Origin of the sequence: Phaeobacter sp. 11ANDIMAR09, from assembly GCF_001294455.1 — a bacterium.
GTDB lineage: Bacteria > Pseudomonadota > Alphaproteobacteria > Rhodobacterales > Rhodobacteraceae > Pseudophaeobacter.
In genome coordinates, this window is the sequence record NZ_LIKT01000002.1 from 1 (window position 1) to 16,539 (window position 16,539).

Here is a 16,539-nt window from a genome sequence, read left to right on the forward strand (position 1 = left end):
AGTGTAGTTTTCGCCGGTAACGGAGATAATTCTTTGGGCAAGTTGAACGGGATCGGTGCCCGCCAACTCTGTTAGGGGTTGGTAGGAAAAGCCCCGAGATCGAGAGAGTCTTTTTGCAGCCTCGTAGCTCGCGCGGGCATTATCATGGTCGCCAGTTGCGAGGGCTTCCCATTCGCTCAAGCGCGCCGCTTCAACATGGGCTGCTTTGGTCTTGGCTTCCGCTCTGTCGCTGGTGTGAAGGGCTTGGCGTACTTGGGAAACGGGCTTGCCGGTGCCCCCCCAGGACGAGACCCAAATACCTCTTTGGCACCCGTTTAACCCAGTAGAAGCGGCCACGATCATTTACAATGCCCACTGAAACGCTCCCCTGAGTTCATTCAATAACACCAGTGATGCGCAGAATGAAAAATGCGCTTTCCTGAAGCAAAGTGAGCCGTCAACAATCGTGAGGTAAGTGGCCATGGCAGCGGAAAATGCGCGCTTGCCAAGACAGGGTGAAACCTGGCCGCCTTGCTGTTTGGTTTGTCCATCCATGTTAACATTCCCGGACTGTTTGATGTCAAATGTTGCGGGATTTGTTGCGGGGAAATGTTGCGGGATTGAGGAGGTGAAATCAAGTCATCAGGCTGGATTTAGTTATAAGTGCTTGTTTTATAACGAATAGACATGAAAAAACCCGATGTGAGACACATCGGGTTATATAAATTCTGGCGGAGACGAAGGGATTCGAACCCTCGAGACCCTTCCGGGCCTACTCCCTTAGCAGGGGAGCGCCTTCGACCACTCGGCCACGTCTCCGTTGACCCGTATATGTCTGGTAGTCGGAGGTGACAAGGCCCAAAAATGAGGGGTACACTATTTTTTTGCCGAAGGCTTTGCCAAGTCATATCTCGCCTTGCAGCGGGGCAAGCTGATATACTGACGGGCCAGCCCGTCGCTCTGCGGGCTGGCGTGTTTTCAATGGGATATGGTGTCTTGGTGGGCGGTTTTATCCGGGGAGGACGGTCTCTACCGCGCGTTTGGTGGCGGCGACCACAGTGTCAGCCTCGCTGCGGCTGAGGCAGAAGGGAGGCGCAAATCCGAGAATGTCTCCCTGTGGCATGGCGCGGGCGATGACGCTGTCTTGAGCCAGAAGAGCCGCAGAGATCTGCGGGCCGATCTTATCTGCTGCGTCAAAAAAGCGGCGGCTGTCCCGGTCCTGAACAAATTCAACTGCACAGAGCATGCCTTCGCCACGAATGTCGCCGACATGGGGGTGATCACCCAGGGCCTCACGCATGCTTTGCTGCAGATAGGCGCCGGTTGAGCTGGCGTTCTCGATCAGGTTCAGCTCATCAATCAGCTTGAGGTTGGCCACCCCGGCTGCGGCGCCAATGGGATGTGCGGAATAGGTCCACCCATGGCCGATGGGGCCGTTTTCATCGGTGCCCTGCTCCAGTACTTTCCAGACCTTGTCAGAGACGATGGATCCGGACAGGGGGGCATAGGCCGAGGTTAGGCCCTTGGCGATGGTGATAATGTCGGCCTCCAGGCCATAGTGATCAGAGCCAAACATGGACCCCAGACGGCCAAATCCGGTAACAACCTCATCGGCGACGAGCAGGATGTCGTGTTTTTTCAGAACCGCCTGGATAGCAGGCCAGTACCCTGCGGGGGGCGGGACAATGCCGCCGGTCCCCAGCACCGGCTCGCCAATAAAGGCGGCGATGGTATCGGCGCCTTCGCGTTCAATCATGGCTTCCAGTTCAGCGACACAATGGGCGACAAACTGCTCTTCGCTCTGGTTCAGGTCATCGCGGCGGAAGTAATAGGGCGCTTCGGTGTGGATAACCTGAGCCAGTGGCAGGTCGAACTTCTTGTGAAACAGCTCCAACCCGGTGAGCGATCCTGTGACCAACCCCGAGCCGTGATAACCGCGCCATCGCGAGATGATCTTTTTCTTTTCGGGGCGCCCCAGGATGTTGTTGTAATACCAGATCAGTTTGACGTTGGTTTCATTGGCGTCAGAGCCGCCGAGGCCAAAGTAAACCTTGGACATATTGGCGGGTGCGCGATCCAGGATCATTTTGGACAGGGTGATCGAGGCTTCGGTGCCGTGGCCCACATAGGAGTGGTAATAGGCCAGTTCCTTGGCCTGGGCGGCAATGGCCTCGGCAATCTCGGGGCGGCCATAGCCGACATTAACACAGTACAACCCGGCAAAGGCATCGAGCAGTTGGTTGCCGTCGCGGTCTTCGATATGGACGCCGCTGGCGGTTTTGATCACCCGCGAGGGGCTTTCACCACGGGCATGCTGAGCCAGATGGGTGGAGGGGTGAAAGAAGTTGTCGCGGTCCCAGCTGTCTAGTTGATCGTTCTTCAGCATTATTTCTTCCCGTAGCTGTCGCGTAGAATTTACGCAATTGTGTACAACGGCAAATGAATCACTTGCCTTTGTGGTGAAACTTGGCAGTAATCTTAAAGAAACTCCATGATGTTTTTGATGTTGTACACATCACAACTCCTTATACCTCAGAAAGGATAACGCAGTGGTCCCAGGAAATGCCCCGTTCAGCCGCGCTGAATACGACCGCCGTATCACTAAGACCCGTGTGGCCATGCAGCAGGCAGGGATTGAGCTGCTGTTTGTGACGGATCCGTCAAACCAGGCCTGGTTGACCGGCTATGATGGCTGGTCCTTCTATGTACATCAGGGCGTCCTGCTGGGGCTGACCGGCGAACCGATCTGGTGGGGGCGTTACATGGACAGTATCGGGGCAGGGCGGACCTGTTGGATGTCCACAAAGCAAATCCATGGCTATGGCGACCACTACGTGCAATCAACTGAGCGTCATCCGATGCAGGATTTGGCGGGCCATATTCGAGCTTTAGGGTATGAGCGTGCGTGCATTGGTGTCGAGATGGAGAATTATTATTACTCCGCCAAAGCCCATGCGGTGTTGGTGGCCGAACTGCCGCAGGCGCAGATGCAGGATGCCACAGCTCTGGTCAATTGGCAGCGGCTGGTGAAATCCGAGGATGAGATCGGTTTTATTCGCAAGGCCGCGCGAATTTCGGAAAAGGTCATGGCCACTGCCATTGAACGCGCCGCGCCGGGGGTGCGCAAGAACGACCTGGTGGCCGATATCTATCATGCCGGGATCACCGGCGTTGGCGATGACTGGGGGGATTACCCGGCGATTGTGCCGCTGACCCCCTCGGGGCTGGATGCCACTGCGGCGCATCTCACCTGGGATGGGGCGCCGATGCGCGAAGGCGAGGCGACCTTCTTTGAGCTTTCCGGCTGCTATCGCCGCTATCACGCGCCGCTGTGCCGGACGGTTTATCTGGGCACCCCGCCAGAGGAGGTGCTGCGGGCCGAAGCGGCGCAACTGGAGGGTATCGAGGCGGGCCTGCAGGCGGCACGGGCAGGCAATCGTACCTGTGATATCGCCAATGCCTTTATTGATGTCCTAAAAAGCCATGGCATTCACCGCGAGGGGCGTTGTGGCTATCCCATCGGGCTCAGCTACCCGCCAGACTGGGGCGAACGCAGCGCCTCGATCCGCAGCGAAGATACCACTGTGTTGGAGCCAGGCATGGTGTTCCACTTTATGCCGGCGCTGTGGATGGACACCTGGGGGCTAGAGACCACCGAGACTATTCTGATCACCGAAGATGGCGCGGCAGAAACCCTCTGTGATGTGGAGCGCAAGCTCTTCATCAAAGGCTAGGGCGATGGAATTGCGGGCGCGCACCTGCGAGATCCTGGGCGATCTCATTGCCTTTCCCACCCTGTCCAGCGACAGCAATCAGGCCTTGATTGCCTACGCGGCAGGGCTGCTCGAAGATTGCGGCGCCAGGGTTGACCTCTCCTCGTCGCCCTGTGGGACCAAGGCCAACCTCTTTGCCACCTTGGGGCCAGAGGTGGATGGCGGCATCTTGCTGTCTGGCCATAGCGACGTGGTGCCGGTGACGGATCAGGACTGGAGCAGTGACCCCTTTGTGATGGAAGAGCGGGACGGGCGGCTGTATGGCCGTGGCACCTGCGACATGAAGGGTTTCATTGCGGCCTGTCTGGCCATGGCGCCGACCTATGCGACACAGGTTAGCACCCGACCGATGCATTTTGCCTTTACCTATGACGAAGAGATCGGCTGTTTTGGCGCCCAGCACTTGGCAGCCGATTTGCAGGCGCGGGGGCTGACGCCGGGGGTGGCCATCATTGGTGAGCCCACAGAGATGCGAGTGATCGAGGGTCACAAGGGCTGCTATGAATACAGTACCCATTTCCATGGGTTAGAGGGCCATGGGTCGGCGCCGGATCTGGGCGTCAACGCGGTGGAATATGCGGTGCGCTATGTGGCAGAGCTGCTGCAGCTGAAACAGCGGCTGCGCGGCATGGCCCCGGCTGGCAGCCGGTTTGATCCCCCCTGGACCACGGTGAACGTCGGTGCCCTTCAGGGCGGCGTGGCGCACAATGTGATTGCCTCAAAGGCACAGGTCGACTGGGAAATGCGCCCAGTCACGGCCAGGGATGCTGATTTTGTCAAAACCGCGCTGCGCCAATTGTGCGAGACGCATCTATTGCCACAGATGCGCCAAACCTACCCGGAGGCGGAGATCACGTTGGAAACCATCGGAGAGGTCGCGGGGCTGGAGCCGATGGATCAGAATGAAGCCCGCCGCATCATGGCCGAACTGACCGGGGCCAATGGCACTGATCTGGTTGCCTTTGGCACCGAAGCGGGTATTTTCCAGGCACTTGGCATGGATGTGGTGGTCTGTGGTCCGGGCTCGATTGCCCAGGCACATAAAGCGGATGAATATCTTGCTTTGGACCAGCTGGATCAGTGCCTGTCGGTTCTACAGCGACTTGGGAGATATCTTTAGGTGACAGTGAAACCTTCCCCACAGGAGGCTTTGGAGGATGCAGGGCTGTCGGTGCGGGATCGTCATGCCCTGATGCACCACGAGATCCGACAGCGGATCTGTCTGCTGGATTATCTGCCGGGCATGCGCCTCTCGGAAGTTGCCTTGGCCGAAGAGTTCGGCACCAGCCGCACGCCGATCCGCCGGGTTCTGGCCCGGTTGGAGGACGAAGGGCTTGTACAGTCTATCCATGGGGTTGGTACGGTTGTGACCGATGCAGATCTGACCGAGCTAGAGCAGGTCTATCATCTGCGGGTCGAGCTGATCGCCCTGACCGCCCGACTGGATCCTGTGCTGCCCGATGCGGGATTCCTGGGGGAATTTGATGCGTTGGTGCGGCGTGGAGAAGATATCATTGCCAGGGGCACTGCGCGGGCCTTTACCCAGTTTGACATAGATGTGTTTAAGGTTTTGCTACGCTTAACCGCCAACCTGCCTCTGCGTCAGACGCTTGAACGCTATTACTTCCAGACCAAACGGCTCTGGCTGCGCGCGGCCGAAGAAGCGCAGTTGGATTTGGAAGAAGAGTTCCGCATTTTTCAGCACGAGCTGGAAGCCATTCAACTGGCTCTGCGCGCTGGCGATGTCGAGGCTGTGGCCCATATCCAGCGGGCGCATATCTCGATGAGCCTGAAACGTCTGCAGCTCAAGTGCGCTTAGGGAAAGGGCCAGGCGCCAATCACCGCGTTGTGCAGATGCAGGGCCGCCATCCAGAACAGCAAAGCCAGCAAGCAACGCGGCGCGAGTAAGCGCAGGTTCTGCCGCCACCAATGCCGGCGCAGCAAGGGCCGCAGTGATAGCCAGGCGGTCTGAGCAAACAAAGCATCCGCGCTGTCGCCCATCTGCCGCGCGGATTTCCTGTCAAAGGCCCAGATGGCAGCGACCGGGAAGCCGGCAAAGGTGGCGAACAAAATGACATGGGCCAGCTCGCCGTTGGCCAGCAGATGTGCGCTCGACCAGATCATCAGGGCCAGCAGCAGGGGGTGGCGGCTGACGGCGGCAAAGCCGGGATCTGCCGGGGTGAAGTCTGCCCCCTGTTTGGAGCCCAAGGTATTTGGGCAGCGCAGTCCGATCCCACAAAGGACCAGCACAAACACAAACGGCATCACCAGGTTGACGAGCCAACGCATCCAGATGTGATGTGGCCAGATCTGCACGCGCGGAGCGTCTCCGGTCGCAAGGATCAGCCAGCCCAGAAGCACCAGCGAGAGGCCACCGTAAAGGGAGAAATAGGTCCGCCGTCCTACACGGGCAATGAGTCTTTCGCGCAACCCGCCAAGGCGGGGTAGGATATGGCCGCCCAGAAAGGCCGCCAGGGCAAGGGTGAACTCCAGCCATTCGGCCATCAGTTAGATACTCCTGGCGGCTCTGGGATCAGCACTCGATACCGCTCAGCGTCGAAAGGTGGTGCGCATTCGTGACCACAATGCGTTTGCGGGCCGATTTCACTGTGCCGACCTTTTCCCAGGCCGAGAGCAACCGGCTGACCGTGTGCAGCGTGGTGCCGGTCATTTCCGAGATATGTTTGCGGGTGATGGGAAAGGCGACTTCCAAACCGTCTTCAACCTGGCTTCCCGATTGATGCACCAGCCGCAACAGGGCGGCAGCGACCCGGCGCTCTACAGCCTGGGTTGCCAGTTCGGTGATCCGGGTCTGCATCTCGTCCAGCCGCAGGCCCAATGTCTTGTAGGATTCGGTGGCAAAGCCAGGATAGGTCTGCACAAAGGGTTCCCAGAGGCGAACTGGCCAGGACAGTGCGAGGGTTTCGGTGGCGGTAAAGGCCGTCGCAGGATAGGTGTCGCGTTGCAGGGCCGGGGCAATGCCAAACAGCTGTCCGGGCGGGATATGCAGAGCGATGATCTGCTCGCCCTCAGGGGTGGTGCGCACCACGCGGATATGGCCATCCAGCAGCAGGTAGAAGCGATCGGCTTCATATCCTTCGCGAAAGATCTCGGCCTCAGGGTCATAGCGCTTTGAGCTGGCCTGATCGAGAACATCACGAATTTGCCCTTTGGACAGCTGCGAAAAGGGGGGCAGATCACGCAGCAGGCTTTCATCGAGTTTGGCCAAGGGATCTCCTGATGGGCAGCTGGATTTGCGTCGCAATCGAGCCTGAGTTTGTGGTGCGACAAAGAACCTGTGCAGTAGATAGATCATAGCTGGGGCGCAGAAAACACCCGGCCAGTGGCAATTCGCGTAAATTGAGGGCGGCTTTGGGGCGGGCGTTCATGGCATTGGATCAGCAGGCCTGGCCTCAGTCACAAGGAACTACCGATGACTTCCCGCTCACCTTTCATGGGTCCTGCCCTGTTTTCCTATGGCTTTCGACCCTTCTTTGCCGGGGCCAGCGTCTTTGCCATGGTGGTGGTGCCGGTCTGGCTGCTGATCTGGCACGGAAGTCTTGAGTTTTCGGGTCATTTCCCGGTGGTCGATTGGCATATTCACGAGATGATCTTTGGTTATGGTAGCGCGGTTCTGGCCGGTTTTCTGTTCACGGCAGTGCCGAACTGGACTGGACGGATGCCGGTTAGGGGCTGGCCGCTGGCGCTGTTGTTCCTGGTCTGGATCCTTGGGCGGGTGGTGCTTTGGGGCGCTGGGCCGCTGCCCGCGCTTTCCCCGATTGTGGTGTTGGTCGTGGACGGCAGTTTCCTGCTGCTGGTCGCGGCAATGATCGCGCGCGAGGTTATCGCAGGCCAGAATTGGCGGAATCTCAAGGTTCTGGTGCCGGTTCTGATGCTGGCTGCGGGCAATATCCTGTTTCATCTGGAAGTTCAGCTGAACGGCAGTTCAGATTATGGGCGGCGTTTGGGGATTGCATTGTTGGTGTTTCTGATCATGTTGATCGGAGGGCGGATCATTCCCAGCTTTACCCGCAATTGGTTGACCAGGGAGCGGGGCAGGGAGGGGCCGATGCCTATAGCCTTTTCCCGCTTTGATGGCCTTTGCCTGGTGATTGGTGCCATCGCGCTGATGGCTTGGGTTCTGGTGCCTTTGTCCTTTGTCTCAGGTGTGCTCTTGCTGCTGGCTGGCGCCTTGCATGTGGCCAGGCTTACCCGTTGGCGGGGGCAGGCGGTTCTGGCCTCCCCGTTGCTGGTGATGCTGCATCTGGCCTATTTCTTTGTCCCAATCGGGGTGATGGTTTCGGGCTGCGCCGCCTTTGGGCTGATGGAGCAGGTGGCAGCAGTCCATCTGTTGGGAATCGGGGCGGTTGGCGGCATGACCATGGCCGTGATGATGCGGGCTTCGCTAGGTCATACAGGGCGCCCATTGGTCGCCGGACCTCTGTTGAGCCTCGGTTTTGGGCTCTTACTATTGGCGGCTTTGGTCCGGGTGGCGGGCACTATTTTCCCCATGACCGTGTTAGACTGGGTGCAGGTTTCCGGCGGGTTCTGGAGTCTTTCTTTTGCGCTTCTGAGCTTGCGGTTGGTGCCCTGGTTGCTGCGCGGGAACTTGGCGCGCCGCAAACCAAATTCCTCCCCAAACCCTTCTTAGGGAACGAAAAAATAAGAGGCAGTAGGGGAGTGTATCCCCCTTCGCTTAACGCCCTTGCCTGCGCCTTGGCAAGGGCGGGAGTGCCTTGCGGTTTCTTAACAGGCCATGCTGTTTCTCGCCTTGGCAAAAGTGTGGAGGAGATGTCAGTATTTTAGGGTTGAATATTTTAATCTTGAAATAAAGTGTATTTGGCGCTTACAATTTTGAGCAAGATCTCCCCCAACAGTATTTGGGGGTGCCTGGTTTTACGCAGGGCCCGTTCAAGAGGGCCATAGCTGGGCAAGAAAAACTGGCGCCCCCTGCCTGATCTGGGGATAGTAACGTCATGGCACCTGCGACCAACGTGGGGCACGCACATTGAAGTACTTAGGGAGTATGCGAACAATGAAGATTTTGAAATCACTCGCGATGGCGACAGCTGTGTCGACGCTGGCCCTTGCCGCGCAGGCGGAGACCAAAATTGGCATGATCACCACGCTGTCTGGCGGTGGCGCTGGGCTGGGCGTTGATGTGCGCGACGGCTTCATGCTGGCGATCGAGGCCGCAGGGCGCGACGATATCGAAGTGGTGATCGAGGACGATCAGCGCAAACCCGAAAGCGCCGTGCAGATTGCCGATCGCATGATCCAATCGGAAAAAGTCGATATCATGACCGGCATCATCTGGTCGAACCTCGCAATGGCGGTGGTGCCGGCGGCCACGGCGCAAGATGTGTTCTACCTCTCGCCCAATGCCGGCCCTTCGGTTCTGGCCGGCAAGCGCTGCCACAAGAACTATTTCAACGTCGCCTGGCAGAACGACAACCTGCACGAGGCCGCCGGCGCCTATGCCAATGACGCGGCGCTGAAGAACAGCTTTATCCTGGCGCCGAACTACCCGGCGGGCAAGGATGCGCTAACCGGCTACAAACGTATGTATGGCGGCGAGCTGGCCGGTGAAATCTACACCAAGCTGGGTCAGACCGATTACGCCGCCGAGATCGCACAGATCCGGGCGTCAGGAGCGGATTCGGTCTATTTCTTCCTGCCCGGCGGTATGGGGATTTCCTTCCTCAAGCAATATGCCGACAGCGGTGTTGACCTGCCAGTTGTGGGCCCTGCCTTCAGCTTTGATCAGGGCATCCTGCAGGCCGTGGGCGCCGCGGCGCTGGGTATCAAGAACACTTCGCAGTGGAACAAGGATATCGACAATGCGGCCAATACGGCCTTTGTCGCTGACTTTCAGGCCAAATATGGCCGTCTTCCCTCGCTCTATGCCAGCCAGGGCTTTGACACAGCCAACCTGATCCTCAGCGCGCTGGACAAGGCCGAGGTCAAAGATCAGGACGCTTTCCGCGCCGCACTCAAGGCTGCCGAGTTTGACTCGGTACGCGGTGACTTCAAGTTTGGCGACAACCACCACCCGGTGCAGAACATCTACGTGCGCGAAGTGATCCAGGAGGGTGATGTTTTCACCAACAAGATCATCGCCACCGGTCTGTCTGATCACGCGGACGCCTATGCGTCTGAGTGCAATATGTAAGCGACCTTGAAAGGTGGGGCCACGAATGATGATCGTGGCCCTAACCAAGGAAAGAACCCCCATGTCTCTTATTCTCATTCTTGAGCAGGTCCTGAACGGATTACAGTTCGGGGTCATGCTCTTCTTGATGGCTGCTGGTCTGACTCTGGTCTTTGGCGTCATGGGGTTGATCAACCTCGCCCATGGTGCGCTCTATATGGTGGGAGCTTTCGCGGCTGCCGCTGTGGCGGGCTGGACCGGATCCTTTGTTCTGGCGCTGATGGCCAGTCTGGCGGCCGCCGCTGCAGCTGGTGCGCTGGTTGAAGTCACCGTCATTCGCCGCTTGTATGATCGCGACCATCTGGATCAGGTGCTGGCGACCTTTGCGCTGATCCTGATTTTTTCCGAGGGCACCCGCTGGCTCTTTGGCTCCTTTCCGCTGTTTCTGGACGTGCCGAGCTATCTGTCCGGGCCGGTGATGTTGCCGGGAGGCATTCAGTATCCGCTCTACCGTCTGGCCATTATCGTGATTGGCCTGGTGGTTGGCGCTGGCTTGTTCTGGCTGATCGCCCGCACCCGAATTGGTGTTCAGATCCGCGCTGGTGAAGCCGACCGCGAAATGATCGCGGCGCTGGGCGTGGATATCTCCAAACTCTACACGCTGGTCTTTGCATTGGGCGCGGCCTTGGCTGGTCTGGCCGGGGCGCTGGTTGGTGCGATCCAATCGGTGCAGGTCGGCATGGGGGAGCCGGTGCTGATTCTGGCCTTTGTGGTCATCGTCATAGGTGGCATCGGTTCGATCAAGGGCGCGCTTGTCGGCGCGTTGTTGGTGGGGTTGACCGACACATTGGGCGGCGTCTTCCTACCACGGCTCTTTGCACTCTTGATGGAGCCCGCAAGTGCGGCCTCCCTGGGGGCGTCACTCGCCTCGATGCTGATCTATATCCTGATGGCGGCCGTTCTGCTGGTGCGCCCATCCGGCCTATTTGGAGGGAGCGCATAACATGGGGCGCGAGAAACTATTCAATGCGGCCGTATTGCTGGTGATGCTGGCCGTGCCGCTCCTGGCCTGGCAAATGGACGAACCCTTTATCATCACCCTGGCAACCAAAGTGGCAATCCTGGCTCTGGCTGGCGTGGGGCTGAACATTGCCTTGGGCCTTGGCGGCTTGGTCAGCCTGGGACACGCGGCATTTTTTGGCATTGGTGGCTATGCCATGGGTATTCTGGCGTCCCATGCGCAGAACTATGAGCCGCTGTTTGCCTGGCCTTTCCTGTTTGAAGGCAGCAATCAGATGCCCCTGATCTGGCTGGTGGCTGTACTGGCAAGTGCTGCAGCAGCGCTGGTGATCGGGGCGCTTTCCCTGCGCACCTCGGGTGTCTATTTCATCATGATCACCCTGGCCTTTGGGCAGATGCTTTACTACTTCGCGATCAGCTGGTCCGCCTATGGTGGCGAAGATGGGCTATCGATCTGGGTCCGCAACGAGATGCCGGGGGTGAACACCCTGGATCCGATCCAGTTCTTTGCCGTCGCCTTTGTGCTGCTTTCTCTGACCCTGTGGTTTGCGGCGCGATTGGCCAAATCTGGGTTTGGCCTGGCGCTGTCAGCCGCGCGGCAGTCTGAAGAGCGCGTAGAGACCGTTGGATTGGCCCCGTTCAAGCTGCGGCTCATGGCCTTTGTGATCTCTGGGGCGATCACCGGACTTGCCGGGGCGTTGTTTGCGGATCTCAACCGCTTTGTCAGTCCGACGATGCTGAGCTGGCACACCAGCGGCGAGATCATGATCTTTGTTATCCTTGGCGGTGTGGGGCGGCTCTATGGGCCTGTTGTGGGGGCGGCGGTTTACATCCTGCTCGAGCATCTCTTGGGAGGGATCAGCGAATACTGGCAAATCTTCCTTGGGCTGCTGCTGCTTGGCATGGTGCTCTTTGCCCGGGGTGGCCTGATTGGCGCCCTGCTGGGCCGGGAGGTGGCGCATGACTGATCCGGTTCTGAAGGTAGAAAACCTATCCAAGAGTTTTGGCGCCTTGAAGGCCAGCGATGACATTTCCCTGGATCTGCGCCCGGGCGAGATCCACGCGTTGATCGGCCCCAACGGGGCCGGGAAATCGACCTTGATCAAGCAGATCGCAGGGGGCTTGCGTCCCGATGCGGGACGGGTCGAGGTGCTGGGCCAGGATGTCACTGCGCTGGATACAGTTGCCCGGGCCCGTATGGGGCTGGGGCGCACCTTCCAGATCTCCTCATTGGCGATGGAGTTCTCTGTCTTGCAGAATGTGGTGTTGGGGGCGCTGGGCGCGCGCGGTCGTGCCTATGGGCTGTTTCAAAACGTGATGAAGGACAAAGCCCTGCTGGCCACCGCGCAGGAGGCCCTGAAACGTGTCGGGCTGCAAGAGGCGGCGCAGCAGCGGACATCGGATCTGTCCCATGGCCAGCGCCGCCAGCTGGAGGTTGCCGTTGCCCTGACTCTGAAACCACGTTTGTTTCTGATGGACGAGCCTATGGCGGGACTTGGCGCCAGCGGGTCAAAGGATCTGACAGGGTTTTTGGACACCCTGCGCCACGAGGCGCCGATTCTGTTGGTCGAACATGACATGGACGCGGTGTTTGCCCTGGCAGATCGTATTTCGGTGCTGGTCTATGGCGCAGTCATCGCCACTGGCACGGCGGATGAGATCCGCAACAACCTCGAGGTGCGCCGCGCTTATCTGGGCGAGGAGGATTTGGTATGAGCCTTTTGACTGTTCAGGGGCTCATGGCCTCCTATGGTCCATCGCAGGCGCTGTTTGGCGTCGACCTCTCTCTGGATGAGGGCGAGGTGCTGGCGCTGATGGGCCGTAATGGCATGGGCAAGAGCACTACGATCAAAGTGATCTGCGGCATGCTTGCGGCCTCTGATGGGGGGCTGGACTTTGCTGGGCGCGATTTGCGGCAGATGCAATCGCATCGCATTGCCCAGCTCGGAGTCGGGCTGGTGCCCGAGGGGCGGCGCTGTTTTGCGCCCCTGACGGTCGAGGAAAACCTGACCGCCGCTGCCCGTGCGGGGGAGTGGGATTTTGCCAAGGTGGCCGCGCTGTTTCCCCGTCTGGCAGAGCGGCGTCACCAAAAGGCCGCGTCGCTTTCGGGCGGTGAGCAGCAAATGCTGGCCATTGGCCGCGCCTTGATGACCAATCCGCGCCTGTTGATCTTGGACGAGGCAACCGAAGGTCTGGCCCCGGTGGTGCGGCAGGAAATCTGGGCCGCCATTGGTACGCTGAAATCGCAAACCGGCATGGCGATCCTGGTGGTCGACAAGACCCTGAAGGAGCTGGCGCAGGTGGCTGACAAGGCTGTCATCCTGAACAAGGGAGAGACAGTCTGGTCTGGCGGGATGCAGGATCTCACTCCAGATCTGACGGATCTCTACTTAGGGGTTTGAGCGGGGACAAAATGTGCGTGGCTTGCGCCGGGCCACAGATACCTGCGGCCTATGAGCTGTGTCACGACGCCACCGCGTTCGAACCGAGGAGGGCGGGACGCGAAGCCCCCGCCCCGTGGGGGCGGTTCGGGCGCTTTGGCAATGCGCGAATGATGTATCGTTACAATCCTAGGATGTCAGCTGTGCGGGACGGAACCGCCGTTGGGCTTTCTGTTTTCTATGGCCGCTTTTTTCACAGACCTTTCTTATGGTAGGAGGAATGGATGGAATATTCAGTCATTCTTCGCGGCTATCGCTACAGTGTTTACAATCGTATTGCGCGAGTGGTGCTGCACGAGAAGGGTGTCGCATACAAAACTGAAGAGATTGATCCCTTCGCCGCCAATGTCCCGGAAGGCTATCTGAGACGGCATCCATTTGGACGGGTGCCTGTCCTAAGCCATGGCGAGTTTGATGTATTCGAAACTTCCTCAATTTCTCAGTACGTCAATGCGGCTTTTGAGGGGCCGAAATTGATGCCAGCCGAAGCTAAGGCAGTGGCACGTGTCACGCAGGTAGTCTCGATTGTCGATAGTTACGGTTATCGAACCATGGTCCGACAGGTTTTTGCCCATCGAGTTTTTCGGCCCGCTATCGGTGAAGTCGCAGATGAAGCTGAAGTCTCAGCGGGCATCGATGCGTCTCACACTGTACTAGGTGCACTGAACAACATCGCGAAAGAGGGCCGCGTTTTGGATGGCCAGAGTTTCACCGTCGCAGACTGCCACCTAGCGCCGGTGATCGCCTACTTTGTGCAAGCACGGGAGGGCGCTGGTGCATTGAAGGCTCACAAAAGACTAGCTGACTGGTGGGCAACCGTGTCCCAGCGAGAAAGCCTCCAAACCACCGAACCCGGCCTTCCATGCAACTGAGTCAATGTGCCATGCCGGAAGCCGTCATTCATGCGACGCGCAGCATTCGGGACTAAGGGCTCAAACCGGTCATACATATTTTGACTAAACAACATGCCTTCGGCGCGCGGTTGCAGGACGGCCGGGCAAAGACAGATCCGCGTCTCCACGGGAAGACCGGGAAATCACACGCCCCTTGGAGACCACAGCCAGACGGGCCGGGCGCAGGCGGACCGCCTCGGTGGGGTTGCTGGCGTCCTGCACCACCAAAGAGGCCTGCGCGCCGACCTTCAGGCCATAATCCTTGGCCCCGGTGATCTGGGCATTGGTCTCGGTCACCATGGTGAAACAGCGCGCCATCTCATCGGGATGGGTCATCTGCGCTACATGCAGCCCCATAAAGGCCACGTCCAGCATGTCGCCGGTGCCAAGCGAATACCAGGGGTCGCGCACGCAGTCCTGACCCCAGCCGACCGGTATCCCCAGCGCCTGCATCTCTTTCACCCGCGTCAGCCCGCGCCGTTTGGGATAGGTGTCATGACGTCCCTGTAGCACGATATTGATCAGCGGATTGGGAATGGCAGAGACCCCGGCCTCGGCCATCAGAGGCAGCAGTTTGGAGACATAGTAATTGTCCATCGAATGCATCGAGGTGAGATGCGAGCCCGCAACCCGTCCCTGAAGCCCCAGGCGCTGGGTCTCATAGGCGAGGGTCTCGATATGGCGGGAATGCGGATCATCGCTCTCATCACAATGCATATCCACCATCAGACCCCGCGTGGCTGCGATCTCGCAGAGATCGCGGACCGAGGCCGCCCCATCCGCCATGGTGCGTTCAAAATGCGGAATGCCGCCCACCACCTCGACGCCCATATCCAGCGCCCGCAGCAGGTTTTCGCGTCCCGTGGGGCTACGATAGAGCCCATCCTGCGGAAAGGCGACCAATTGCAGGTCTATGTAGTCCTTCACCTTTTCGCGCACCTCCAGCATGGCGGTGACGGTATTGAGGTGATCCGGCGTGGTGTCCACATGGCTGCGGATGGTCAGCAGGCCGAGGCTCGCCGCCCAGTCACAATAGGTGAGCGCGCGCTCGACCATCTCGTCTACCGTGGTCTGGTCGCGCAGCTCGCCCCAAAGGGATATGCCCTCGAGCAAAGTGCCGGAGCCATTGACCCGTGGCAGGCCGTAAGAGAGCGTCGCATCCAGGTGAAAATGCGGATCGACAAAGGGCGGCGCAACCAGATCGCCTGTCGCGTCGATCACCTCGCGGGCCTGCGCTTCGATCATTGGCTCGATAGCGGCAATGCGATCTCCGGTGATCGCAATATCGCGCTGGTTGCCATCGGGCAGGGTGCCGCCCTTGATCAGCAGGTCAAACATCATCTCTCTCCCTTGTTAAAGGGCACCATCAGCGCCGCTGGGATTTCGGCGCGGCGGGACATCACCACCAAGGCCAGAATTGATAGGAAATAGGGCAGCATCAAAAAGACCTGATAGGGCACCACGGCACCAATGCCGGTCTGTTGCAGGCGGATCTGCAGCGCATCAAAGGCGGCAAACAGCACGGCGCCCAGCACCGCCTTGCCCGGTTTCCAGGCCCCAAAGACCACCAGCGCAATGCAGATCCAGCCGCGGCCGTTCACCATGTCAAAAAAGAAACTGTCAAAGGCCGAGAGCGTCAGGAACGCGCCGCCCACTGCCATGAAACCCGATCCAACAATCACCGCCCCCATGCGGATGGCGGTGACCGACAGGCCCTGTGCCGCCACCGCAGCGGGGTTCTCTCCGGCGGCGCGCACGGCAAGGCCCAGGGGGGTGCGGTAGAGCACAACAGCCGTCAGCCCCGCCAGGACGAACCCAGCATAGGTCAGCGGCGTTTGCGAAAACAGCGCAGGACCAACAATTGGCAGGTCCGACAGCAGCGGGATCTCATAGGGTTGAAAGGCGGTGATCTTGGGCGGGGATGACACCTCGGGCAGGACCACGCGGTAGGTGTAGAAGGTGAGCGAGGTGGCCAGCAGCGTCAGGCCAATGCCTACCACATGTTGCGAGAGACCAAAGGGCACACTGAGGATGGAATGCACCAGCCCCAGCATCATGCCGGTGATCATCGCCACGGCGACACCGCCCCAGAGCGGCAAGCCGCCCCAGACCGCAATCCAGCCGGCAAAGGCGCCGGCCACCATGATGCCCTCAATCCCGAGGTTCAGCACCCCGGCGCGTTCGCAGATCAGTTCACCCAGGGTGGCAAAAATCAGCGGCGAGGCAATGCGGATGGCGGCGGCCCAGAAACTGGCAGAGAGGAGAATATCGAACAGATCCAT

General features: G+C 59.3%; 17 protein-coding genes and 1 tRNA gene. 10 read left to right on the forward strand and 8 right to left on the reverse strand.

Going from position 1 to position 16,539, the window contains the following annotated elements; translation table 11 throughout:
- The 4 genes from AN476_RS23205 to AN476_RS01545 form a co-directional block, all read right to left on the reverse strand.
- On the reverse strand, nt 1–342 hold a 342-nt coding region (locus AN476_RS23205), incomplete at its 3' end, for a hypothetical protein (protein ID WP_216598368.1).
- Complete coding sequence (locus AN476_RS22765; RefSeq protein WP_157063656.1) at nt 343–534, reverse strand: hypothetical protein; 192 nt, start codon at nt 532–534, stop codon at nt 343–345.
- 174 nt (nt 535–708) lie between these two features.
- Nucleotides 709–798 (reverse strand) — tRNA-Ser (locus AN476_RS01540).
- A 190-nt stretch (nt 799–988) separates the two neighbouring features.
- Entirely contained in the window at nt 989–2,365 is a 1,377-nt protein-coding gene (locus AN476_RS01545) for an aspartate aminotransferase family protein (RefSeq protein WP_054458929.1), read from the reverse strand.
- Between the two features lie 163 nt (nt 2,366–2,528).
- Here AN476_RS01545 and AN476_RS01550 point away from each other — a divergent pair, with 163 nt between their 5' ends.
- From AN476_RS01550 to AN476_RS01560, 3 genes are read left to right on the forward strand one after another with little or no spacing between them, the layout of a single operon-like run.
- Nucleotides 2,529–3,713 carry a M24 family metallopeptidase gene (locus AN476_RS01550; RefSeq protein WP_054458932.1) on the forward strand — a complete coding sequence of 395 codons (1,185 nt, stop codon included), beginning with the start codon at nt 2,529–2,531 and terminating at the stop codon, nt 3,711–3,713.
- A gap of 4 nt (nt 3,714–3,717) precedes the next feature.
- The gene (gene argE, locus AN476_RS01555) at nt 3,718–4,872 is read left to right on the forward strand and encodes an acetylornithine deacetylase (protein WP_054458934.1); all 1,155 of its coding nucleotides are present in this window, start codon (nt 3,718–3,720) and stop codon (nt 4,870–4,872) included.
- The gene (locus tag AN476_RS01560; protein ID WP_054458936.1) at nt 4,873–5,571 is read left to right on the forward strand and encodes a GntR family transcriptional regulator; all 699 of its coding nucleotides are present in this window, start codon (nt 4,873–4,875) and stop codon (nt 5,569–5,571) included. It abuts the gene before it with no gap.
- On the opposite strand, the gene AN476_RS01565 is transcribed toward AN476_RS01560, so the two are convergent.
- Both AN476_RS01565 and AN476_RS01570 read right to left on the reverse strand, forming a co-directional pair.
- Entirely contained in the window at nt 5,568–6,257 is a 690-nt protein-coding gene (locus tag AN476_RS01565) for an NnrU family protein (protein ID WP_054458938.1), read from the reverse strand. The two genes, AN476_RS01560 and AN476_RS01565, sit on opposite strands and share 4 nt — an antisense overlap.
- 28 nt (nt 6,258–6,285) lie before the next feature.
- Nucleotides 6,286–6,981, reverse strand: coding sequence for a Crp/Fnr family transcriptional regulator (locus AN476_RS01570; protein WP_054458940.1), 696 nt, complete (start codon nt 6,979–6,981; stop codon nt 6,286–6,288).
- Nucleotides 6,982–7,185: 204 nt separating this feature from the next.
- On the opposite strand from AN476_RS01570, the gene AN476_RS01575 reads away from it, so the two are divergent.
- From AN476_RS01575 to AN476_RS01605, 7 genes are all read left to right on the forward strand, one after another.
- The gene (locus AN476_RS01575) at nt 7,186–8,403 is read left to right on the forward strand and encodes an NnrS family protein (RefSeq protein ID WP_054458943.1); all 1,218 of its coding nucleotides are present in this window, start codon (nt 7,186–7,188) and stop codon (nt 8,401–8,403) included.
- A gap of 384 nt (nt 8,404–8,787) precedes the next feature.
- Nucleotides 8,788–9,924, forward strand: coding sequence for an ABC transporter substrate-binding protein (locus tag AN476_RS01580; RefSeq protein WP_054458945.1), 1,137 nt, complete (start codon nt 8,788–8,790; stop codon nt 9,922–9,924).
- Nucleotides 9,925–9,985: 61 nt separating this feature from the next.
- The gene (locus AN476_RS01585; protein WP_054459421.1) at nt 9,986–10,906 is read left to right on the forward strand and encodes a branched-chain amino acid ABC transporter permease; all 921 of its coding nucleotides are present in this window, start codon (nt 9,986–9,988) and stop codon (nt 10,904–10,906) included.
- Nucleotide 10,907: 1 nt separating this feature from the next.
- Complete coding sequence (locus AN476_RS01590; protein WP_054458948.1) at nt 10,908–11,891, forward strand: branched-chain amino acid ABC transporter permease; 984 nt, start codon at nt 10,908–10,910, stop codon at nt 11,889–11,891.
- Entirely contained in the window at nt 11,884–12,639 is a 756-nt protein-coding gene (locus AN476_RS01595; RefSeq protein ID WP_054458950.1) for an ABC transporter ATP-binding protein, read from the forward strand. The genes AN476_RS01590 and AN476_RS01595 overlap by 8 nt, the downstream gene beginning before the upstream one ends.
- Nucleotides 12,636–13,325 carry an ABC transporter ATP-binding protein gene (locus AN476_RS01600; RefSeq protein WP_054458952.1) on the forward strand — a complete coding sequence of 230 codons (690 nt, stop codon included), beginning with the start codon at nt 12,636–12,638 and terminating at the stop codon, nt 13,323–13,325. Before AN476_RS01595 ends, AN476_RS01600 begins: the two co-directional genes overlap by 4 nt.
- Before the next feature lie 263 nt (nt 13,326–13,588).
- On the forward strand, nt 13,589–14,236 hold the full coding sequence (locus tag AN476_RS01605; RefSeq protein WP_054458954.1) for a glutathione S-transferase family protein: 648 nt from the start codon (nt 13,589–13,591) through the stop codon (nt 14,234–14,236).
- Between the two features lie 84 nt (nt 14,237–14,320).
- On the opposite strand, the gene AN476_RS01610 is transcribed toward AN476_RS01605, so the two are convergent.
- Together AN476_RS01610 and AN476_RS01615 are read right to left on the reverse strand one after the other, a co-directional pair.
- Complete coding sequence (locus AN476_RS01610; RefSeq protein ID WP_054458956.1) at nt 14,321–15,595, reverse strand: amidohydrolase family protein; 1,275 nt, start codon at nt 15,593–15,595, stop codon at nt 14,321–14,323.
- Nucleotides 15,595–16,539, reverse strand: a complete 945-nt coding sequence (locus AN476_RS01615) for an ABC transporter permease (protein WP_054458958.1) — start codon at nt 16,537–16,539, stop codon at nt 15,595–15,597. Before AN476_RS01615 ends, AN476_RS01610 begins: the two co-directional genes overlap by 1 nt.